The 21,231-nt window shown below is 63.3% G+C and carries 17 protein-coding genes and 1 tRNA gene; 9 read left to right on the top strand and 9 right to left on the bottom strand.

Going from position 1 to position 21,231, the window contains the following annotated elements:
- Positions 1-136 precede the first annotated feature (136 nt).
- Positions 137-213 (bottom strand) — tRNA-Arg (locus KUV65_RS08795).
- 209 nt (positions 214-422) lie between these two features.
- On the opposite strand from KUV65_RS08795, the gene KUV65_RS08790 reads away from it, so the two are divergent.
- A complete protein-coding gene (locus KUV65_RS08790) occupies positions 423-1,241 on the top strand; it encodes an SAM-dependent methyltransferase (protein ID WP_222189506.1) in 819 nt (272 codons plus the stop codon).
- A gap of 24 nt (positions 1,242-1,265) precedes the next feature.
- On the opposite strand, the gene KUV65_RS08785 is transcribed toward KUV65_RS08790, so the two are convergent.
- Positions 1,266-1,730, bottom strand: a complete 465-nt coding sequence (locus KUV65_RS08785) for a GNAT family N-acetyltransferase (RefSeq protein WP_222189504.1) — start codon at positions 1,728-1,730, stop codon at positions 1,266-1,268.
- Between the two features lie 195 nt (positions 1,731-1,925).
- Here KUV65_RS08785 and KUV65_RS08780 point away from each other — a divergent pair, with 195 nt between their 5' ends.
- Complete coding sequence (locus KUV65_RS08780) at positions 1,926-2,336, top strand: hypothetical protein (protein ID WP_222189502.1); 411 nt, start codon at positions 1,926-1,928, stop codon at positions 2,334-2,336.
- Positions 2,337-2,506: 170 nt separating this feature from the next.
- Positions 2,507-3,295, top strand: coding sequence for an alpha/beta fold hydrolase (locus KUV65_RS08775; RefSeq protein ID WP_222189500.1), 789 nt, complete (start codon positions 2,507-2,509; stop codon positions 3,293-3,295).
- Between the two features lie 361 nt (positions 3,296-3,656).
- Here the strand turns inward: KUV65_RS08775 and KUV65_RS08770 are convergent, their stop codons facing one another.
- Both KUV65_RS08770 and KUV65_RS08765 read right to left on the bottom strand, forming a co-directional pair.
- On the bottom strand, positions 3,657-6,764 hold the full coding sequence (locus KUV65_RS08770; RefSeq protein WP_222189498.1) for an efflux RND transporter permease subunit: 3,108 nt from the start codon (positions 6,762-6,764) through the stop codon (positions 3,657-3,659).
- Position 6,765: 1 nt separating this feature from the next.
- A complete protein-coding gene (locus KUV65_RS08765; protein ID WP_222189496.1) occupies positions 6,766-8,112 on the bottom strand; it encodes an efflux RND transporter periplasmic adaptor subunit in 1,347 nt (448 codons plus the stop codon).
- A gap of 534 nt (positions 8,113-8,646) precedes the next feature.
- Here KUV65_RS08765 and KUV65_RS08760 point away from each other — a divergent pair.
- The 5 genes from KUV65_RS08760 to KUV65_RS08740 all read left to right on the top strand — a co-directional run bounded on the left by KUV65_RS08760 (position 8,647) and on the right by KUV65_RS08740 (position 15,353).
- Complete coding sequence (locus KUV65_RS08760; protein WP_222189494.1) at positions 8,647-10,236, top strand: ABC transporter substrate-binding protein; 1,590 nt, start codon at positions 8,647-8,649, stop codon at positions 10,234-10,236.
- A 307-nt stretch (positions 10,237-10,543) separates the two neighbouring features.
- The gene (locus KUV65_RS08755) at positions 10,544-11,506 is read left to right on the top strand and encodes an ABC transporter permease (RefSeq protein ID WP_222189492.1); all 963 of its coding nucleotides are present in this window, start codon (positions 10,544-10,546) and stop codon (positions 11,504-11,506) included.
- 10 nt (positions 11,507-11,516) lie between these two features.
- Entirely contained in the window at positions 11,517-12,470 is a 954-nt protein-coding gene (locus KUV65_RS08750) for an ABC transporter permease (RefSeq protein WP_222189486.1), read from the top strand.
- On the top strand, positions 12,470-14,173 hold the full coding sequence (locus KUV65_RS08745) for an ABC transporter ATP-binding protein (protein WP_222189484.1): 1,704 nt from the start codon (positions 12,470-12,472) through the stop codon (positions 14,171-14,173). The genes KUV65_RS08750 and KUV65_RS08745 overlap by 1 nt, the downstream gene beginning before the upstream one ends.
- A 361-nt stretch (positions 14,174-14,534) precedes the next feature.
- The gene (locus KUV65_RS08740; RefSeq protein WP_222189482.1) at positions 14,535-15,353 is read left to right on the top strand and encodes a DUF2189 domain-containing protein; all 819 of its coding nucleotides are present in this window, start codon (positions 14,535-14,537) and stop codon (positions 15,351-15,353) included.
- Positions 15,354-15,556: 203 nt separating this feature from the next.
- Here KUV65_RS08740 and KUV65_RS08735 read toward each other — a convergent pair whose 3' ends face one another.
- From KUV65_RS08735 to KUV65_RS08725, 3 genes are read right to left on the bottom strand one after another with little or no spacing between them, the layout of a single operon-like run.
- On the bottom strand, positions 15,557-16,159 hold the full coding sequence (locus KUV65_RS08735; RefSeq protein WP_222189480.1) for an SDR family oxidoreductase: 603 nt from the start codon (positions 16,157-16,159) through the stop codon (positions 15,557-15,559).
- Positions 16,160-16,176: 17 nt separating this feature from the next.
- Positions 16,177-16,791: a glutathione S-transferase family protein gene (locus tag KUV65_RS08730; RefSeq protein ID WP_222189478.1), complete on the bottom strand. Its 615-nt coding sequence runs from the start codon at positions 16,789-16,791 to the stop codon at positions 16,177-16,179.
- Complete coding sequence (locus KUV65_RS08725; protein WP_222189476.1) at positions 16,788-18,164, bottom strand: NAD-dependent succinate-semialdehyde dehydrogenase; 1,377 nt, start codon at positions 18,162-18,164, stop codon at positions 16,788-16,790. The genes KUV65_RS08730 and KUV65_RS08725 overlap by 4 nt, the downstream gene beginning before the upstream one ends.
- Positions 18,165-18,353: 189 nt before the next feature.
- Between KUV65_RS08725 and KUV65_RS08720 the strand changes: the two genes are divergently transcribed.
- The gene (locus KUV65_RS08720; RefSeq protein WP_222189474.1) at positions 18,354-19,466 is read left to right on the top strand and encodes a zinc-binding dehydrogenase; all 1,113 of its coding nucleotides are present in this window, start codon (positions 18,354-18,356) and stop codon (positions 19,464-19,466) included.
- 370 nt (positions 19,467-19,836) lie between these two features.
- Here the strand turns inward: KUV65_RS08720 and KUV65_RS08715 are convergent, their stop codons facing one another.
- Both KUV65_RS08715 and KUV65_RS08710 read right to left on the bottom strand, forming a co-directional pair.
- Positions 19,837-20,121, bottom strand: a complete 285-nt coding sequence (locus KUV65_RS08715; RefSeq protein ID WP_222189471.1) for a hypothetical protein — start codon at positions 20,119-20,121, stop codon at positions 19,837-19,839.
- Positions 20,122-20,195: 74 nt separating this feature from the next.
- On the bottom strand, positions 20,196-21,203 hold the full coding sequence (locus KUV65_RS08710; RefSeq protein ID WP_222189692.1) for an Ldh family oxidoreductase: 1,008 nt from the start codon (positions 21,201-21,203) through the stop codon (positions 20,196-20,198).
- Positions 21,204-21,231 lie beyond the last annotated feature (28 nt).

Here is a 21,231-nt window from a genome sequence, read left to right as displayed (position 1 = left end):
CCCATTATTTTCCCCATGTTAGCAAAGCCTTAATTGACTTCTGGCCAGGAGGGGCGAAAAATCCTTGACAGGGTGTGCATCAAAAACAGCCGTTTTGTGCATACATATGCCCCATCTACATCTACACTTGATGTTCTGGCGACCCCTCGAGGACTCGAACCCCGAACCTGCTGATTAGAAGTCAGCTGCTCTATCCAGTTGAGCTAAGGGGCCGCTGACCGGTGTGATACGCGAGCCCGGGAATACGGTCCAGACCATGCGTTTGACGCTCGCGCAATTCGCGCGCTCGGCCTGCGGTCCGCGACGAAACATCCGGCATCGTTTGTGCTACCCTGTCCCGCGAAACGGCGAGGTCGCAGCCGCCCGGCCGAGGGACGAGGCCTGTTCACCGCCTGACGACCCGCCCCTGACGGAGTGCCCAAGTGACCCGATCCGACACCAATGCCAAGGCAGCGGCGGCCTATTACAACGAGGATGCCGTCGCGGCCTTCTACCCAAGCGCCTGGGGTGGAGAAGACATCCATATCGGGCGCTATGACACGGGCGCAGAGACCGTGCGCGACGCGTCGCGGGCGATGACCCGGCACCTCCTGTCCCTTGCCGGTCTGCGGCCCGGGGACACGGTTCTCGACATCGCCTGCGGCTACGGCGGCACGCTGCGCGAACTCGCGCGGTCGGGCTGCGTGGCGCGCGGGGTCGATATATCCCGCGTCTGCGTGGAGGAAGCACGGCGCGCCAATGCCGCCGCGGGGCTGGCCGACCGGATTTCGGTCCAGATCGGTGATTTCCACGACCTCCCGTTTGAGCCGGCCACGCTCTCGGCCTGCATCTGCCAGGAATCGATCATTCATTCCACCGATCGCCCCCGGGTTTTCGCCGAGGTGTTCCGCGTCCTGCGGCCACGCGGTGTCTTCGCCTTTTCCGACATACTGACGGCCCAGGGCGCCGACCTCGACCTCGTGAATGCCGCGTTTGCCCGGCTTGGGGTCACGGGCGGTGCCACGCGGGGCGACTACGAACGGATGGCGCGCGAGGCCGGGTTCGACATCGTCCAATCCGAGGAACGGCAAGACGATATTCGCACCCATTACGACAAATTGGCCGAGTGGCTCGAAGACCCGCTGCCGGGGGTGTCGCCCGAGGCCGCCGACCGCATCGCCGCAAGCATCGAACGCTGGCAATGCGCCTTGGAAGGTGGCCACATCACCTGGGCCTGTTTCGTTGCAAAACAGCCCGGTTGAATACGGTCCAGTTCCGCGCTGCGGTTACAGCGAGCGGGTCATGAACATGCTGAGCGGGTCGGGCTGGTAGGTGCCGAAAGGGGCGCAGGGCGCGAACCCCGCAGAAGCGTAAAGCGCGCGGGCCGCCGCGAACTCCGCGCTTGAGCCGGTTTCCAGCCAAAGCGTTCGGACGCCCGCGTCCTGCGCCACGCAGACCAGGTGGGACAGAAGCGCCCGGCCATATCCCTGCCCGCGCCGCGCCTGCAGACAATGCATCGCCTTCAACTCGGCCTCTCCCTCTCCGAACGGCTTCAGGGCTCCGACCGCGACGGCCTGTCCATCGGACTCCATCCCGACGAAGACGCGGGCAGCGGCCCCGCGCAATTCATCGGCGGTCATCACATGGCAACTCTCAGCGGGGGATTGCGCCCGCATGAGGTCAAAATGGGCGGCCAGCAAGCCGTCAGCGGCCGGGTCCGCCCGCAGAACCTCGCGAAACGTCAGGGGCATCTGAACACGGGGCAAAATCGCGCCGTCCCACCTTGAGCACCATTGTAGATCGCCAGCTTACTCTCCATTCCGAAATCGGCTCAAAGACGCCGCAGGAAACAATCCACGATCCCGCGAAGCAGACGATAGCACAATACCAAACCCGTCATAGCGGGATACACGAATTGGGCATCGCGTGTCGCCGTCCGCCTTTCCATGATCGGGCCTGAAGATCCTCGGCAGAACGTCACGGGGATCGACGCAAGCCTCCAAAACGTCTTCAGTCGGGTCGAAGATGGCGTGGCGGCCGACGCAGCCAAGCGAATTCTGTCCGTCGAAGAGGTCTCCCGCATTGTCGTGTCTGAAAGCGTCAGGTTCGCCAATGTCATCTCTGCGCTCTCAGACGTCATGGGCCTGACGGAAGCGACCGGCGATCTGGAAAACCGTCTCGATGTCGCGGATGACACCGAGGAGGCATTGGCCTGGTACGAGATGGTAGCCTATTTCGATCGCAGGATCGCTAGACATCAGCACGCAGCAGAGTTGATGCAGTCGATTCTGACCGAGGATCTGGCTCTCAACCGCCCGGCAGGTGTCTGTTGGGATCCCACCATCCGTTTGGAATAACCTGCCAGTCCACGTATCGGCGGCACGCAGAAAAACTGCTACGGCGTGCGCGGGGCGCTCCCCCACGGCGCTGCGAATATCGGTACGAAGATTGGTGCTATGCTTGCTCTCGATGGATTGGTGCGGGGCGATCTTGTCCAGCACCCTCCATTTTCGGAAAGGGGAAGGCCATGGCGCCAAAGGTTGACTTCATAGAGACGGGCAGGGGGCCAATAGTCGTTCTCATCCATTCCAGCGTTGCTGGTGCGGGCCAATGGCGTCGCCTCGTGGAAGAACTCTCCGACGATTTCCATGTGTTTGCGGTCAATCTCTATGGGTACAGCGGAACTGATAGGTGGCCGGACGCGCAGGTGCAGGGGCTGGCGGATCAGGCGGACCTGCTTGCGGGATTTTTGCCAGATCCGGAGAACCACTTTTCAATTGTGGGGCACTCGTTTGGCGGTTCCGTCGCCATGAAGGCGGCAGAGCTATATCGTGATCGCGTCGACAAGCTGGTGCTGATCGAACCCAATCCATTCTATCTGCTTTCGCAGGAGGGACGAACCGAAGCCTTCGCCGAAGCTCTGGCGCTCAGGAACTGCATCAAGGAAAACGGAAGCGCTGGCCACTGGGAAGCTGCCGCCGCCGTATTTGCAGATTACTGGACAGGGCCCGGAAGCTGGGATGCGATGCCAGATGACCGCCGATCGAAGTTTGCGAAGGCGCTGCAGCCCAACTTCCACGAATGGGATGCCGTGATGAATGAGGCGACACCTCTTGCTGTGTGGTGCGATGCGCTTCCAGAAAACACCACGGTGATCAGCGCAGAGGATACCGTCAGGTCAATTCGAGAGATCGTCGAACTGCTGGAGGCGGCGTGTCCGAACTGGCACTTTGAGAAGCTTGGCAAGGGTGGACACATGGCGGCACTTACGCGGCCCGAGATCATGAATCCAATCATCCGACGCGCGCTTGCGTGAGGAAGACGATCAAGGTCAATCGACCGTTCACAGCGCGATGATGGGCGGCCTCTTTCGAGCTTCGATCAGCGGTAGGATGGCCCCAGTGGAGGACTGTTTCATCGGCACGACTGACTCATCCGGAACACTGCGGAGCTTTGCAATAGCAGCGAGCGGCAGCATTGCCTGACCGCACCACAGCCCTCTGGCCCGGAACTGGAATTCAGCTCCGGGCCAGTCGTGGCAATGCGTGGCGAAAGGTATTGATGTCCCGCAAGAGCGGCAGGCGGGTAAGTCCCGGCAACCGGAACGGACCAACCGGGGGGCGGGCGCAGCGCTGGCAGCGCGCCGTGCAACCACTTCCGACAGCGCGGCGCGCTGGTCAGATCGCCCCTTCGCTGTCAGACCGGAACCTGTCGATCCATTTTCGCAGACTGAACATGTCGAAATAGATCGACAGGACCGCCGGAAAGACCAGCACGACCAGGATCATCGAGGCCAGAAGGCCAAAGGCCACCGACACCACCAGCGGCACCAGCGTCTGCACCTGCGGGCTCCCATCCGAGATGATCGGGATCAGACCCACGATGGTGGTCGAGCTTGACAGCAGGATCGGCCGGAACCGGTCGCGCACCGCGTTGAGTGCGGCGGCCACGTAATCGTCGCCCTCCAGGTGCGACTGGAAGAACGTCAGGAACAGGATCGCATTGTTCACCACGATCCCGGCCAGCGAGGCGAAGCCGATGAAGCTGGGCATCGACATGTCCAGCCCCAGCGCCCAATGCCCGAGGATCGTGCCGATCAGCGCGAAGGGGATCGAGATCATCACCACCACCGGCAGCGTGTAGGACCGGAACTGGAACGCCAGCACCATGTAGACCCCCACCAGACCCAGCAGCAGCGCCGACATCATCGAGGCCTGCGATTCCTGCTGGTCCTGCGTTGCCCCGCCGATCTGGATCGTCACGCCGGGATGGTCGGCGGCGATCTGTGGCGCCAATTCCTCCGTGACCACGGCGGAAATCGCGGTCGAGGTGGTCATGGCGCGATCGATGCTGCCCTGGATGCCGGCGACGACCATGCCGTTCTTGCGCGTGATCGTCGGATAGCTGGCTGTCAGCGTCAGGTCGGCCACACGCGACAGGCTGGTTTGCGCGCCATCGCTCAGGACCACGGGGAACAGCTCCAGCTCGGTCAGGCTGGACATGCTGTCTTCCAGTTGCACCCGCACCGCCATGTTGCTCAGCCCGGTGCGGAAACTGTCGGTTTCGGCCCCTTCAAAGGCGTTGCGCAGTTGCGAGGCCAGCGATTGCGGGGTCAGGCCGATGGAATAGCCGTACTCGTTCAATTGCAGCTGCACTTCCTGCCGGCCGCCGTAGAAATCCTGAAACGCCTCGGTCACGTCTTCGCGCGCCAACAGCGCGCTGACCAGATCGCTGGCCGCCGCGCCCACGGCGTCAAGGTCGCGGCCCATGATCTCGATGTCGATATCATGGCCGCCCGGCCCGATCTCGGTCTGGGCGAAACTGCTTTGCACAAGGTCGGGCAAGGGCCCGGCCGCCGCGCGCCAGGCGACCAGGACCTCGTCTGCCGTGACGTTGCGGAGCGAGCTGTCCAGCAGATCGACGGTCACGGTCGCAGTGTTGGACCCGTTGTCATCCACATCGGAGTTCACACCATACTGGATCAGCACCCGTTCGATCAGCGGCGCTCCGCCCTCCGTCCCCGGCGTGTACTGGGCATCGACCGCATCGAGACCGGCCAGCAACTGTTCGACCGTTTGCACCGTGCGTTCGCGCGGGATGCCCGAGGTCAGCGCGACCCGCGCCACCACGGTGTCACCCTCGACGGTGGGAAAGCCGATCACCTTGATCTGCCCCGAGGCGATCAGCCCCACCGACAGGATCAGGATCCCCACCACAGCCCCGAAGGTCAGGTAGCGCAGCGCGACGAGCCGCGCCGCGATGGGCAGCACGATGCGTTCCTTGACCCACTCCAGCGCGCGCGCCGCTGGGCGGCGTTCGTGATCGCCCGCCGTGATCTTGCCCGCGTGGCTCAGGTGGTTGGGCAGGATCAGAAAGCCCTCGACCAGCGACAGGGCCAGTGTCAGCAACAGCACCATGGGAATGAAGCGCAAGACCTGCCCCATGTCGCCCGACAGGAACATCAGCGGCCCGAACACGCAGGCCGTCGTCAGGAAGGACGACAGGACGCCCGGCATCACCTCCATTGTGCCACGTGTCGCGGCCTCGAGCGGGCCGGCCTTGCGGCGCCACTTGTCGATATTCTCGGCGATGACGATGCTGTCATCCATGATCAGGCCCACGGCCATCAGCAGGGCCACCAGCGTGATCATGTTGATGGTGATCCCGAAGACGCTCATCAGGAACAGCCCGCCTAGAAACGATACGGGCAGCGCCGCCGAAATCCACAGCGCCTCGCGGATCGAGAAGAACAGCCACATCGTGCCGAAAACCAGCACAAGGCCGATGGCGATATTGCCCACGATCAGCGCCAGGCGCTCCTGCACGATGTCGGTCATGTTGTTGATCACGGTCAGGCGGAACGGCGCGGGATAGAGGGCGCGTTCGGCCTGCAGGACGGCGTCGACCTCTTCAAAGACGCGGATGCTGTCCTGATCGCTGGATTTCGAGATCGAGATGATCGCCGCCTGATCACCGTCGATGAAGGATTGCATGTTCTCGTCGCTGTCGACCAGTTGCACGCGCGCGATGTCGCGCAGGCGCACCAGACCGCCGGTCGCGTTTTCCAGCACGATCAGGTCTTCCAGTTCGGACACGGTGCGGCTGGCCCCGGAATAGCGCAGCACCATGCTGCCGCTGTCCAGTTCCACATCTCCAAGCGGCTGGCGCAGGCTGCGCGCTTCGAGTGCATCCACCACGTCCCGGCTGGAGATCGAGAATTGCCGCAGCGCGCGCTGGTCGAAACTGATCTGCAACACACGATCGGTGATCCCCGTCACGCTGGTTTCCGACACGCCGGGCAGCGCCAGCAGGGTATCGGCCAGTTCCTCGGAATACTCGATCAGGCCCTGCCGGCCCGCGATGCCCGAAACGGCGACCAGCGCCACCAGGTCGGTGCGGGCGTTGATCTCGACCGAGGGGGTTTGCGCGTCATCGGGAAAGTCCGACACGCCCGACACCGCCGAGAAGACATCGTTGAAAAACTGGATCAGCTCGCCACCGTCTTCCAGTTCGGCCACCGCCTGCGCGCGGCCATCCATCGACAGGCATTCCAGGTCCGACAGGCCGGTCAGCCCGGTCAGCGCGTCCTCCAGCGGGGTGCAGATCTCTTCATCGACGTCGCGCGCCGAGGCGCCGGGGTAGGTCACGCTGACGCTGACGCTGTCGGCGGTGAAGGCCGGGAAGGTCTCGCGCTCGATATTCGACAGGACCGAGATGCCGAGGATGCAGATCAGCACCATCATCAGGTTTGCGGCGACCGGGTGGCGGACGAAATAGCCGACCATCTCAGCGCCCCCCGTCGGCGGTGACGGCCACCGGCGTCAGCGCCATGCCGGGCACGGGCGGTTGCGGATCGCTGAGCACGAGGCGGTCGCCATCGGCCAGCCCCTCGGTCACGATGATACGATCGTCGAGGATCGGGCCGGTTGTGATCGGGCGCAGGGCCAGCCGGTCCTCGGCATCGGCGATATAGACAAAGGCCGCGCCCTCATCATCCTGGCGCACCGCCGCGCGGGGGATGGCGATCACGCCCTCGACCGGCGCCGCCTGCAGTTCGACCGAAACGAAGGCGCCGACGTTCAGCGGCGGGGCATTGCGTTCGCGGTTGGCCATCAACGGGTCGGCGACCCGCACGACGAGGCCGATGGTGCCGGTCTGGTCGTCGATCGTGCCGCGAAAACGGACGATCTCGGCCTCGTAGCTGGCCTCGAACATGGCCACGTCCATGTGCACGGTGGCGGTGACACCGGCGGCGTTCAGAAACTCGATCACCCGGCTTGCATCGACATCGGTGCCCGGATCAAACGCGCCGCCAAGGGCCGTCTGGATCAGCGGCCCGAAGGCATTGGGCTGGATTTCGGCCACGATTTCGACGGCCTCGGTGCCTTGCAGGGTGATCAACTGGTCGCCGGTGCGGATGAACTGATCGACCTCCACCCCGACCGAGGCGACGCGTCCACGGAACGGCGCTCGGATCGTCGTCTTGTCCAGATCGCGTTCGGCCTCGGCCAATTCGGCCTGCCGCACCGCCAGCGTCGCCTCGGCCGACGCGCGCTGCGCGTCGAACAGCGCCAGCGTGTTCTGCAAGCTTGCAAGCGCGGTCTCCTGCGCCAGCAGGCCCGTCTGGGCCGTGTCCAGCGTGGCCTGTGTTCCGGTGCCGGACTCCAGCAGGCGGGTGGCGCGGTCGACCTCGCTCTGGGCGACAGCGAGAATACGCGTCTCGATCTCTATGCTGCGCTCGGTGTTCGCGCGTTGCTGGTCAAGCTCGGCCAGGGCAGCTTCGGCGGCGGCGACATTGGCGCGCGCGCGCTGTGCGGCAAGCTCGTAATCGGTCTGGTCGACCTCGGCGATGACCTGGCCCGCGTCCAGTATTGTCCCTTCGGCCAGGCCATCGACCAGCGAAACGATGCGCCCCTCGACCTCGGACACGGCGGCCCATTCGCGCACGGCCTGCACCCGGCCAAACCCCGTCGCGGTTGCCGACACGGCTTGCGGTGTGACCTCGGTCACGCGCACCGCCAGCGTCGCCTCGGGGCGCGTGACCACTGGCGGCGCCTCTCCCCCTGTCATCCAGAGGAACCCGACCACCCCAAGAACGATGGGCGGGATGAAAAGCAGAGGCCTGAGGTTCATGGGGGCGGTCCTTTTGCAGAAGGGCGGTTGTGGTGATGGGTGGTCCCTGCGGCGACCTGCGAGTTACGTTGCACGGACGAGGGGCGGAGTTCCGTCGCCACTTTTGCCTATCCTGCAACGCTTGCGTTGCCAACGAGCACACGGCTGCGGCATTCGGCCTTTGGCGGGTAGAGCAGGACTATTCCACCAGTGCCATGATCGCCCCTGATGTCGTGGTCCGGTTTCGGTTTCGGTTCATGGCGGGATTGGGGGCTACGATCGGATCGGTTTCGATTTCGCAGGCTATGTCAGGCCGCGCAGTGTGGAAGACGAGGCACCGCCACTCCGTATCCCTGAGCGCGATAGTGTGTCCCGCTTCTTTCCTGATCCGAACGATGACGCTGCCAGCCTGCATCGTTCGGTCCGCAAACAAGCTCTGCCGTCAGGTCGGATTCCGGTCCTGCTTGACGGAACGGGAACCGCTTCGCGCGTGTCTGGACAAGCACGGAATCCTCTCCATACTCCGGCCCAGTCAAAAACATCAGGGAGATATCCATGACCATTCGTGTAGCCGCCTTCGGTGCGGCGCTGCTGGCAACCACAGCGCTGACCGCCGCCGATGTTTCGGCCGAAACACTGCGTTGGGCGCGGGCGGCCGAGGCGCTGACCCTTGACCCGCATTCGCAGAACGAGGGCCCGACGACCACGCTGATGCACCAGATCTACGAGCCGTTGATCGTGCGCAACCACGCCGGCGAAATGGAAGCCGGCCTTGCCACCAGCTGGGAGCCGTCCGAAGACGATCCCAATGTCTGGGTCTTCACGCTGCGTGAAGGCGTGACCTTCCACGGCGGCGAAGAGTTCGACAGCGCCGATGCGGTGTTCTCGATCGAGCGCGCCATGTCGGAAACCTCGAACTTCAAGGAACTGCTCAGCTCGGTCTCCGAGGTGCGCGCCACCGGCCCCTACACGCTGGAAATCGTCACCGACGGCCCGAACCCGCTGCTGCCCAACAACCTGACCAACATCATGATGATGGACCAGGGCTGGGCCGAGGCGAACGGTGCCGAGGCGGTGCAGGACTATGCCGCCGGCGAAGACACCTACGCCGCGCGCAACACCAACGGCACCGGTCCCTACGTGCTGGAAAGCCGCGAGGCCGACGTGCGCACGGTGCTGAGCGCCAACCCCGACTACTGGGGCATTGGTGAGTTCCCGCTGGCTGTCAGCGAGATCATCTTCACCCCGATCCAGAACCCGGCCACGCGGGTTGCCGCCCTGCTGACCGGCGAGGTGGATTTCATCCAGGACGTACCGGTGCAGGATTTGCAGCGCGTCAATGACGCTGAAGGCATGGAAGTCATCACCGCACCGCAGAACCGCGTGATCTTCTTCGGCATGAATGTGGGCGCCGAGGACCTCGAACTCGACAATGTCGACGGGGCCAACCCGCTGTCGGATGTCCGCGTGCGCCAGGCCATCGACATCGCGATCAACCGCGAGGCGATCCAGCAGGTCGTGATGCGCGGCCAGTCGGCCCCGGCCGGCGTGATCATGCCGCCCCCGGTCAATGGCTGGACCGAAGAGCTTGATGCCTACCCCGCCTATGACATCGAGGCCGCAAACGCCCTGATGGAAGAGGCCGGATATGGCGACGGCTTCTCGGTGCAACTGGACTGCCCGAATGACCGCTATGTCAACGACGAGGCGATCTGCCAGGCCACTGTCGGCATGCTGGCGCAGATCGGCATCGAGGTGAACCTGTCGGCCCTGCCGCGCGCCCAGCACTTCCCGCTGATCGCCAACGGCGAAACCGACTTCTACATGCTGGGCTGGGGCGTTCCGACCTATGACTCGGAGTATATCTTCAACTTCCTCTACCATACCCGTGGCGAGGGTCGCGGCAGCTGGAACGGCACCAACTTCTCGGATGCCGAGATGGACGAGATGATCGTCTCGCTCGCCTCCGAGGTCGATCTGGAGGCGCGCAACGAGACCATCGCCCAGCTTTGGGAAATGGCCGAGGAAGAGCTGATCTACATCCCGATCCACAACCAGATCCTGAACTGGGGCATCGCCGATGGCTGGGAGACGCTCGTGGATGCCGACGACTCGGTGAAATTCAAGTATTTCGAAGCCGAGTAAGCACGACCACACCGGGGCGGCGGTTTCCAATCGCCGCCCCGACATTTGGCGCCCGGCATCATGTGGCCCGCGCCATTTTGGCAGCGCCGATCACGCGCCAATGAGTCGGCGACGCGCAGCACGCCCCAACGCATGCGCCAGCCTTTTGTCGCGGTCGGAAATCGTCTGACCCGAACCTGGCGATAGGATTTCCGAAATGACCCGGTGCCCGCTGGCGCAAACGCTGCGTCGGGCGGCCGCGTAACGACTTGACCCTTTCTGCGTAACGGTGCAGCACACCGCGACCCGCAACGGAAACGGCAGGCAGATGGTCAGCTACATCCTCAAACGTATCCTTCAGTCGGTGCTCGTTCTTCTCATCGTCGGGCTGGTGGCCTTCGCGATGTTCCGCTTCGTCGGCGACCCGGTCGACACGATGCTGGGGCAGGAACGCACGATGCAGGACATCGAGCGGCTTCGCGAAAGCCTCGGGCTGAACAAACCCTTCTTCGTGCAATATTGGGATTTCCTGGTGCGCGCGGTGCAGGGCGATCTGGGTATCTCGTACCGGCAGGGGCGGCCCGTGGCCGAAATCATCGCCGAACGGCTGCCCGCGACGCTGGAACTGGCCGCCGTGTCCGGCCTTTTCGCGATGGTCTTCGGCATCGTTTTCGGCATCTTCACCGCGATCCGGCGCGACGGCTTCGCCGCCAATGCGATCATGACCCTGTCGCTGATCGGCGTATCGCTGCCGACCTTCCTGATCGGCGTGCTGCTGATCTACGTGTTCGCGGTGGAACTGTCATGGCTGCCCAGTTTCGGCCGCGGCGACGTGGTGCAGGTGGGCGGCTGGTCCACCGGTTTTCTGACGCAATCGGGGCTGGTCGCGCTGATCCTGCCGTCGATCACCCTCGGGCTCTACCAGATGACGCTGATCATGCGGCTGGTGCGCTCCGAGATGCTGGAAGTCATGCGCGCCGATTATATCCGCTTCGCCCGCGCCCGCGGCCTCAAGAACCGTACGATCCACTTCCGCCACGCGCTTAAGAACACGCTGGTGCCCGTGATCACCGTCACAGGCCTCCAGCTTGGCTCGATCATCGCCTTCGCCATCATCACCGAGACCGTGTTCCAATGGCCGGGTGTCGGCTTGCTATTCATCAACGCGATCCAGTTCGTCGATATCCCGGTGATGGCGGCCTACCTGATGCTGATCTCGGTGATGTTCGTCGGCATCAACCTGATCGTGGATCTGCTTTACGTCGCGATCGACCCGCGGCTGAGAACGTGAGGGACGTCACATGACAGACAACTCGAACACCGTTCAGGCCGAACGCGCGCGTTCCCGCATTGCGATGGCGTGGGACAGCGACGTGGCCCATTCCTTCCGCCGCTCGCCGGTGGCCCTGCTTTCGTCGACCGTCGTGCTGCTGCTGGTTCTTTCGGCGATCTTTGCACCGCTGATCGCGCCACATGACCCGTTCAACCCGGCCACGCTGAACCTGATGAACGGCTTCACCCCGCCGGGCGAGGCCAACATGTTCACCGGCGACAGCTTCCTGCTGGGCACGGACGACCAGGGGCGCGACGTGTTTTCCACCATCCTTTACGGGCTGCGTATCTCCTTGTTCGTGGGCTTTGCCGCCGTGGCGCTTGCGCTTGTGATCGGCGTCACGCTTGGCCTGATCGCGGGCTATGTCGGCGGTCTGACCGAAACGATCATCATGCGCGTCGCGGATGTGCAGCTGACCTTTCCCGCGATTCTGGTTGCCATGCTGATCTTCGGCATCGCCAAGGGGATCACCCCGCCCGAATACCGCGACCAGATGGCGATCTGGGTGCTGATCCTGGCCATCGGCCTGTCGGATTGGGTGCAGTTCGCCCGCGTCGTGCGCGGCGCGACGCTGGTCGAACGCTCCAAGGAATACGTGCAGGCCGCGCGGCTGATCGGGCGCTCGTCCTTCGCGATCATGCTGCGCCACATCCTGCCCAATGTCCTGTCGCCGGTTCTGGTGATTGCCACCATTTCGCTGGCGCTGGCCATCATCGCCGAGGCGACGCTGTCCTTCCTCGGCGTGGGCGCGCCCCCGACCGAGCCCTCGCTCGGCACGCTGATCCGCATCGGCCAGGGCTTCCTGTTCTCGGGCGAGTGGTGGATCCTGTTCTTCCCGGCCCTGACGCTGCTGGCCCTCGCCCTGTCCGTGAACCTGCTGGGCGACTGGCTTCGCGACGCCCTGAACCCGAGGTTGCGCTGATGTCCCTGCTGGAAATCGAGAACCTGACCGTCGAGTTTCCGACCCGCCGCAAGACCTTCGTCGCGGTCAAGGATGCCCATCTGACGGTCGAACCCGGCCAGATCCATGGCCTTGTCGGCGAAAGCGGCGCGGGCAAATCCACCATCGGCGCGGCGGTCATGGGCCTGCTGGAACGCCCCGGCCGCATTGCCGGCGGCCTGATCCGGTTCCGGGGCGAAGAGATCTCGGGTCTCGATGCCGAGGCGATGCAGGCGCTGCGGGGCAAGAAGATCTCGATGATCTTTCAGGATCCGCTGACCTCGCTCAACCCGCTCTTTACCGTCAAACAGCAACTGGTCGAGACCATTCGCGCGCATCTTGACCTGTCCGAGGACGCGGCCGAGACCCGCGCGGTCGAGCTGATCGAGCGCGTCGGCATCCCCAACCCGCAGGAAAGGGTCAACCAGTATCCGCACCAGTTCTCGGGCGGGATGCGGCAGCGCGTGGTGATCGCGCTGGCGCTGTGCTCGGAACCCGATGTCATCATCGCGGACGAGCCGACCACCGCGCTGGACGTGTCGATCCAGGCGCAGATCCTCGACCTGATCAAGGAACTGGCGCGCGAGCGGCAGGTGGGCGTGATCCTGATCACCCATGACATGGGGGTGATTGCCGACACCACCGACAAGGTCACGGTGATGTACCAGGGCGAGGTCGTCGAAAGCGGCGCCACGGCGGACGTGCTGGGCCGCCCCCAGCATCCCTATACCAAGTCGCTGATCGCCGCCGTCCCGCGCCCCACGATAAAGCTGGCGCGCTTTCCGCTGATCTCGTACGGCGGGCGCGTGACCGAGTTCCATATCGAGGACCTGGCGCGCAGCTGGCCCACCGATGCCTCGGAACGTGGCAAGCCCCTGATCGAAGCCGATGGCATCACAAAGACCTTCCTCTCGAAGGGCGCGATCCTGCCCTCGCGCCGGCAGTATTTCACCGCCGTCGATCAGGCCCGGTTCGAGATCCGGCAGGGCGAGGTGTTCGGCCTTGTCGGCGAAAGCGGCTCGGGCAAATCCACCATCGCGCGGATGATCGCGGGGCTGTACCCGGTGGATGGCGGCGCGGTGCGCTATCGCGGACAGGATGTGACCGCTGGCAAATCGGGGGTGCCCGACTGGTATCGCCGCGAGATCCAGATGATCTTTCAGGATCCCTATTCCTCACTCAACCCGCGCATGCGGGTGGACTCGATCGTCGCCGAACCGGCCCGGCATCACGGCATCCTGTCGGGGCCTGCGCTGAAGGCACGCGTGGACGAGTTGCTGGACCGCGTCGGCCTGGGCGCCGAGGCAGGGCTGAAATACCCGCACGAGTTCTCGGGCGGGCAGCGGCAGCGCATCTCGATCGCGCGGGCGCTTGCGACGCAGCCCAAGTTCCTGATCTGCGACGAACCGACCAGCGCGTTGGACGTGTCGATCCAGGCGCAGATCCTCAACATCCTCAAGGATCTGCAAGAGCACCTGAACCTGACCATGCTGTTCATCAGCCACGACCTGCCGGTGGTGCGCCAGATGTGCGACCGCGTCGGCGTGATGAAGGACGGTCAACTGGTCGAGGTGGCCGAAACCGAAACGCTGTTCAGTGCCCCGCAACATCCCTACACGCAGCACCTGTTGTCGCTGATGCCGCGACTCGACGGCTTGTCGAACGAGGGTCTGAACGTCGCATGAGCCTCGCTCGATGCCGCCAAGCGGGCACGAACCTGAGGACGGACGACTAGTTCGAACCAGTCTCCGCCTGGTGTTCAGCCCCGGCATCCGGCGGGTCAGATCGAGGATGACACGAGCCGGCTCTGCAGTCCAGATTTTGCAGATGCACTCGTATGGGACTAGGCCGGTCATGGCCTTCTGGGCCCGCACAGGATCGCTGTAAGTGGCGAAGAACAGCGCTTAACCGGCTATGACGCCGCTAAGCACTCCGCTTGCCCCATAGCCGCAACTGATGCGAACCTCTGTGTAGAAGGGGTAGCAACATCACCGCTTGCCTGTTGATCGGCAGGATCGTCGGAGCGCAGTTTAGAAGGAGTGTGTCATGGCATCTAATACCACAGGCTCCACACCGCCGAACAATCTAGCGCCGAAGCAGCCGTCCCCCCCCAAAGTCAACAAGCTGGTCGCAAATGACATTACTGCGTCGTTGAGGGAAGGATTTTCCGACTTTTTGGCTCGCCCGCTGATGAGCGGCTTCTTCGGTCTCTTCTACGCGATTTTCGGAATACTGTTCGTCTGGTGTTTGGTCTGGCTCGGAAAGATCTGGATGCTTATTCCCGCCGTCATTGCCTTTCCGCTGGTCTCGCCTTTCGCCTGCGCCGGTCTTTATGAGATGTCTCGGCGCTTGCAGAAAAAAGAGAGTTTCGGCTGGTCTGACATCCTCACCGTCATGGCCAATCAACGCAGGCGCGAAATGGGCTGGATGGCCTTTGTCGTTCTGTTCGTTTTGTGGGTTTGGTTCTACCAGTTCCGGACTGTACTCGTGATCGTTCTGCAAGACTCATCCTTCTCGGACCTAGACGGGTTCTTCGACACGGTTCTGTTCACGCCCGAAGGCTGGACCTTCCTTGCCATCGGAACGTGCGTCGGCGCATTTCTCTCAGCCGTGCTTTTTGCAGTAACCGTGGTGGCCATGCCCATGCTCCTTGATCGGGATATCGATTTCGTGTCCGCCATGCTGACGTCCGTTCGTGCCGTTGCAGAGAACCCAGCGGTCATGCTCACATGGGCGGCGATCATAGCGGTCACCATGCTGGTGTCGCTTGTCCCAGCGTTTCTGGGCCTGATCTTCACTCTGCCGATCCTTGGTCACACCACGTGGCACCTCTATCAGCGGGCCGTGACGCCGGCGCAGGCGTAATCATAGGAGTCGCCGCCCTTTTACTTGCATATCAGGCAAACGCGTCGATAGCGGTCCAAAGCGAAGAGCGGTCTCTGCCGGCCGCGCCATGGGCAATTGACGAGCAATGAGTGATGGCGACGGCCAAACGTGCACCAGAACTGGCACCACTTTCCGTGAGAAAAAAAGGCGCCCGTGCAAGACAAGCCGGCCAAGTCAAGGCATCAAGCAGACTGCATGTTGAGCGCCTGCCCGTCGCATTCCCCGGTTGTCGCGGCCAAGGCCAGAACATGGGCTACGTCGGCGCGGCTGGCCTTGGCAGACATGTCCACGTCGTCGCCGAGGATCACGTCGTCACTGCGCCCGGCATCAGTCAATGCCACGGGGCGCAGGATGGCGTAGATCAGCCCCGACGCTTTGAGATGCTCGTCCGCGTCATGTTTTGCCTTGAGGTAGTGCGCCAAGTCGCCGGAAGGATCGGACTGGTCGGCCCCGATAGAGCTGAGCATGACAAATCGCCCGGCCCCGGCATCCCTGGCCAGATCGACCAGCCGCATCGCACCTTGGCGGTCGACTTTTTCCGTCATCTCGGGGCCAGTCGATCCGCCCGAGCCTGCCGCAAAGATCACCACGTCCGCGCCGTCGCAGATGCCCGGTTGCAGGTTGGTCAGGTCGGCGCGGCGCAGGTGCGTGCCGTTGGGCAAGACATCGGTGTCCGATCCGTCGCGCACCAGCGCCGTTACGCTGTGCCCTTGGTCCACAAGCTCTTGCGTCAGGATGCGGCCGGTTTTGCCAGTGGCGCCGGCGATCAGAATGTTCTTGGTCATGTGGTTTCCTTTTCGTGTCAGGCTGGCGGTGCCATCGGCCCCGCGGCTTTCGTTGCGGCGATGTAGCCGGGCTGTTCTTGCAGAGCGTCCCAATAGGCGGCGATGGCGGGATGGTCCGTCAGCAGGTTGAGCCGCTCCAAAAGCGCCACGATGTAGGACAGCTGGATATCCGCCAGCATCGCGCGGTCGCCGAACAGCAGCGGGCCCTCATCGATAGCCTGCATGATAAAATCGAGATGCCGGTTCAGCGCGGCGCGCGCCTCTGGCGGCACCTGCTCGCCCTGGAAGGCAGGCAGGATCGCTTGCAAGGCGACCTCGGCCAGCGATGCCTCGACATAATCCAGCAGCGCCTCGTGCTGCCAGTAGGCGGGCGTGTCTCCGGGCGGGGTATGGCTGTCATCGCCGTATTTCGCCGCCAGATAACGCAAGATCGTCGCGGACTCGGCGATTGTCTCACCATCATCCTCGATCACGGGGGATTTCCCCAAAGGATGGACGCGCTTCAATGCTTCCGGGGCGCGAAAACTGTCGGTGCGGTCATAATCGACCCGGTGGCAGGGCTGGCCGAGATCGGCCAGCATCCACAACACACGGGTCGCGCGGGAGTATTTCAGGGCGTGCAGCGTAATCATGGCAGGAAGATCGCTTTTGCGTTTGTGAATTCCTTCATGCCGAACCCGCCATGTTCGCGGCCATAGCCCGAGTCCTTCACGCCGCCGAAAGGCATGTTCGGGTCAGCCGCACCGAATGAATTGATCCGCACCATGCCGGTGTCGAAGTGATCGCGGGCAAGTTTCAGGGCATGTTCTTCATCCTTGCAGAAGATCCCGCCGCCTAGGCCATATCGGCTATCGTTGGCGATGCGCATGGCATCCTCGTCGTCCTTGGCACGGATCACGGCGGCCACCGGGCCAAAGATTTCGTCGTCATAGGCGGGCATGCCGGGGGTCACTTCGGCCAGAACGGTCGCGGGATAATAGGCACCCGTGCGCTGGGGCGCTTGCCCACCGCACAGCACCTTGGCGCCTTTGGCCACGCTTGTCTCAACCTGCTCCTTCACCGTGTCGAGTTGGTCCTCGCTCGACAGCGGTCCAAGCTGCGTCTCCCCGTCCATCGGGTCGCCCAATGTGATCGCCTGCATCTGTTCGACGAAGGCCGCGACGAACGCATCGTAAACCTTGTCCGTCACTACGAACCGTTTGGCAGAAACGCAGGTCTCACCGTTGTTATACAGCCGCCCCATAACCGAGTATTTGACAGCCGTTTCGATGTCGGCATCCTCCAGCACCAAGTAGGCGTCGTTCGATCCCAACTCTAGAACCGTTTTTTTCAGCGCCTTGGACGCCGTGCTGCCGATATGGCGCCCGGCCTTGTCGCTGCCCGTCATGGTGACGCCGCGCACCAGAGGGTGTTCGATGATGTCATCGCTGGTGTCATGGTCGATCAGGACAACCTGGAACAGGTCTTCGGGCAGTCCGGCCTCGATGCACAACTCGCGCAGACGCAGGCCCGACCCGGTGCAGATGCTGGCATGCTTCAGAACACAGGCATTGCCCGCCATCAGGTTCGCCGCCAGCACGCGGACCGGCTGATACAGCGGGAAATTCCACGGCTGGATCGAATAGATTACGCCGATCGGCTGGTGGCTGACGACACCGCGCGCGCCATTGCGGCCATGCGTGCGGTCTTCGTCGGCCAAAACGTCGGGCCCATGCTGCGCCGTATACTCGAAGATCGCGGCACAGATCTCGACCTCGGCCTTGCCATCCTTGAACAGCTTGCCGGTCTCGCGAGTCATCAATTGTGACAATTCGTCGGAATGCGAACGCAAAACATCGGCGATGCGCATCAGATACGGCGCGCGATCTGTATGCGACTTTGTCCTCCAATCGAGGAAGGCCGTGTGGGCAGCCTCCAGTCGTTGAAACGCCTCGTCCTTGCTCATCAGCGAATAGGTTTCTATCGCCGCGTCGGTCGCGGGGTTCTTCGTCGTGATCGTCGACATGGTGCCTCCTTCAAGCGTTGGAAGAGGAACCCCGCGGTGCGGTTTGGGTTCCTGTCAGGCACGCCAGTGACCCGCCCGATCACCGAGACGTTATCGCGCGCGACCGTCCCGCTTGCATCTTCGGGTGGGGTTACGGGCCACACTGGCATACGCGTCGGCGCAGGATGATCGTTTAAGCAGGAGGCTGACATGGCGACCCAAGGAAAACAGCTGTTCACCACGCTGGAGGCAGACGGCACGCTGACCGTCGCGCTCGAGGAGGTGTCCTTTGCAGACCCAACCGGCAATCAGGTTCTGGTGCGGATGGAGGCAGCGCCGATCAACCCGTCCGATCTGGCCATCCTTGTGGGCGGCGCAGACGTTGAAAACGCGCAATTCACGCCGGGTAAGTTCGTGGCCAAGATGCCCGAGCCGGCCAACGCCGCCTTCAAGGCGCGCCACGGTCTGAAGCTGCCCGCCGGCAACGAGGGGGCGGGCACCGTGATCGCCGCCGGCGACAGCGAGGCCGCGCAGGCTCTGATGGGGCAGCGTGTCTCCTGCGTGCCGGGCAATGCCTACAGCCAGTATTGCCTTGCCGACGCGTCCATGTGCCTGCCACTGGGCGATCATTCCGCCGAGGAGGGGGCGAGCGCCTTCGTCAACCCGATGACGGCGCTTGGCTTCGTCGAGAATGCCAAGGCCGACGGGCAGGACGCCATCCTGCACACGGTCGGGGCCTCGAACCTCGGGCAGATGCTGACGCGCATCTGCCAGGAGGACGGGATCGACCTGGTGAACATCGTGCGCAAAAGCGATCAGGTCGATCTGCTCAAGGGGCTGGGGTCCACGCATGTGGTCAACTCCGCCGAAGATGACTTCATGGACCACCTGACCGATGCCATCCGTGAGACGGGGGCCTTTTACGGGTTCGATCCCATCGGTGGCGGCAAGCTGGTCGACACGTGCTTCAAGGCGATGGAGCGGGTCGCGTCAGAACAGATGACCGAGTACTCACGCTATGGCTCGACGCAGATGAAACGCATGTTCATCTACGGTCGCCTCGACACCAGCCCCACCGTCCTGACGCCCAGCTACGGGTTCGGCTGGACGCTGTCGGGCTGGCTGCTGTTCCCCTTCCTGCAATCCATCGGGCATCAGGCCATGGGCCGCATGCGGCAGCGCGTGCGCGACAATCTCACGACCACATTCGCCAGCCATTACAAGACCCGTGTCACCCTGGAAGAAATGCTGACGAAGGACGCGGTGCTGGATTACCGCGCCATGCGGACGGGCGAAAAATACCTTGTGACGCCTTGGACCTGATGGGCGCGTCGCAACGGCGCTGCCCGATGGGGCGGCGCCGCAGCTTTGGCAAGCCAGCATTAAATGCAAGCCGCGGCATCACGGGCGGCCGAGTGTCGGCTGTCGGGACGAAATGGACTTTCACCCGGATCACCCGTCGCTGATCATCCACAACTGGAACAGACCCAAGGCACGCACCACATCGCGCCTTATCGACTTGGTGCGTTCTCGCGCCCGTTCCGTGCCTTCCTTTGTCACCTCAAGAATGTATCCCCGGTCTTCAGACAGCTTTGCCCTGCGCTCGCGAATTGGGGCAATAAGGTCCTGAAGGATAGCTTCGAGCCGCGCTTTGACCTCGCGGTCGCCAAGTCCGCCACGCTGATAGTGTCCCTTAAGTTCGATAAGCCAGATAGGTGAAGACCACATCGCCCTCGATACAGCCCGGGCCTTCAACACGCGGTTGGTCAGGCTCGCTAAACATCGCTCTGACAGAACTACGGATTTCCTCGGTCGACGCGGACAAGGCGATAGCATTGCCATCGGGTTTCGACATCCTTGCCTTGCTATCGATACCCGGCAACCGGCCCGCCTTGGGGGTGATCGCCTGAGTTTCCAGGAGCACGGCGCTGCCCGCTGCAGCGTTGATGCGCGGCACGATCACCTTCGGTTGCTCCACCAACGCCGCCTACGGCGCTGCAGACCCATGATTAAGCGTTGTCCGGTATTTGGACTTCGGCGGCCAGCCCTCGATCAAACCAGCGCGCGCACCTTTTCGAGGAGGGTCGTATTGACCGCGACGCCTTCCGCTTCGGCCCGTGCTCGGAACGTGCGACGGGCATCTCCCGGTAGGCGCGCGCCATCCTGATCTTGGAAGGATGCAATCAGATCGCTCAAGCGAGCCTGATACGCGCCACCAGATGTTGCCTCGGGATTGATGGCAATAAAGAATTGCCCAGTGCGCGGCGGGCCACCTGCGGTACCGGAAAACGGACTGGCAACCGAGCCCAAAGTCGCCCCAGTCATCGTGGCGGCCATCATCTCGACCAACAGGGCGATGCCGACCCCTTTATAGCCGCCCGAGGGCACCATGGACCCTTTCAGCCCCAATTCAGGATCGGTGGTGGGATGCCCGTCGGCATCCAACACCCAACCTTCAGGCACCGACTTGCCCTCGCGCGCGTATTTCATAACCTCGCTTTTGGCGATGGTGCTGGCGGATTGGTCGATCAGCACGGCGGCAGAACCGTCGGCGCCGGGGGCCGCGACCGATATCGGGTTGGTCCCGACCACCGGTTTTCTGCCCCCCGCAGGTGCGATCGAAGCGGGCGCATTGGTAAAGCCTATGCCAAGCAAACCTGCCTCGGCCAAGCGGCGCGTATGCACGCCCAACACGCCGCAGTTGTATGAGTTGTGGATTGCCAGAACACCGACCCCCATTTCGCGCGCCGTCGGAACCAATGCGTCAAACCCCATATCAATCGCCGGATGTGCAAAGCCGGTCGCCGCATCGACGCGGATCACGGCGGCGCTTGGGCGGCTGAGCGTGGGCTTGGCCCGACCGTCGACCTTGCCGCATTGAACGTGCTGGGCGTAGATCGGGATATAGGCCAAGCCGTGCGAAGTGATGCCATCGGCCTCTGTCATCGCGGTCGCGGCCGCGAGCGGGCGGGCGTTCTCGGGGATTGTGCCGGCCTTGACCAACGCGCGAAAGGCAAGGTCCTCGATCTCGGTGAGGCTGAGGGTTTCTGTGTCAGTCATGTCAGGTTCCTTCCAATCCCCAAATGGC

Origin of the sequence: Maritalea mobilis (genome assembly GCF_019800885.1) — a bacterium.
Lineage (GTDB): Bacteria > Pseudomonadota > Alphaproteobacteria > Rhodobacterales > Rhodobacteraceae > Roseibacterium > Roseibacterium beibuensis.
This window is presented reverse-complemented; position numbering and strand designations above follow the sequence as displayed.

Bases quoted from the DNA above. Each gene is read 5' to 3' on its own strand.
- KUV65_RS08785 (WP_222189504.1), bottom strand. From the start codon at position 1,730: ATGCCCCTGACGTTTCGCGAGGTTCTGCGGGCGGACCCGGCCGCTGAC.
- KUV65_RS08780 (WP_222189502.1), top strand. From the start codon at position 1,926: ATGATCGGGCCTGAAGATCCTCGGCAGAACGTCACGGGGATCGACGCA.
- KUV65_RS08775 (WP_222189500.1), top strand. From the start codon at position 2,507: ATGGCGCCAAAGGTTGACTTCATAGAGACGGGCAGGGGGCCAATAGTC.
- KUV65_RS08770 (WP_222189498.1), bottom strand. From the start codon at position 6,764: ATGGTCGGCTATTTCGTCCGCCACCCGGTCGCCGCAAACCTGATGATG.
- KUV65_RS08765 (WP_222189496.1), bottom strand. From the start codon at position 8,112: ATGAACCTCAGGCCTCTGCTTTTCATCCCGCCCATCGTTCTTGGGGTG.
- KUV65_RS08760 (WP_222189494.1), top strand. From the start codon at position 8,647: ATGACCATTCGTGTAGCCGCCTTCGGTGCGGCGCTGCTGGCAACCACA.
- KUV65_RS08755 (WP_222189492.1), top strand. From the start codon at position 10,544: ATGGTCAGCTACATCCTCAAACGTATCCTTCAGTCGGTGCTCGTTCTT.
- KUV65_RS08750 (WP_222189486.1), top strand. From the start codon at position 11,517: ATGACAGACAACTCGAACACCGTTCAGGCCGAACGCGCGCGTTCCCGC.
- KUV65_RS08745 (WP_222189484.1), top strand. From the start codon at position 12,470: ATGTCCCTGCTGGAAATCGAGAACCTGACCGTCGAGTTTCCGACCCGC.
- KUV65_RS08740 (WP_222189482.1), top strand. From the start codon at position 14,535: ATGGCATCTAATACCACAGGCTCCACACCGCCGAACAATCTAGCGCCG.
- KUV65_RS08735 (WP_222189480.1), bottom strand. From the start codon at position 16,159: ATGACCAAGAACATTCTGATCGCCGGCGCCACTGGCAAAACCGGCCGC.
- KUV65_RS08730 (WP_222189478.1), bottom strand. From the start codon at position 16,791: ATGATTACGCTGCACGCCCTGAAATACTCCCGCGCGACCCGTGTGTTG.
- KUV65_RS08725 (WP_222189476.1), bottom strand. From the start codon at position 18,164: ATGTCGACGATCACGACGAAGAACCCCGCGACCGACGCGGCGATAGAA.
- KUV65_RS08720 (WP_222189474.1), top strand. From the start codon at position 18,354: ATGGCGACCCAAGGAAAACAGCTGTTCACCACGCTGGAGGCAGACGGC.
- KUV65_RS08710 (WP_222189692.1), bottom strand. From the start codon at position 21,203: ATGACTGACACAGAAACCCTCAGCCTCACCGAGATCGAGGACCTTGCC.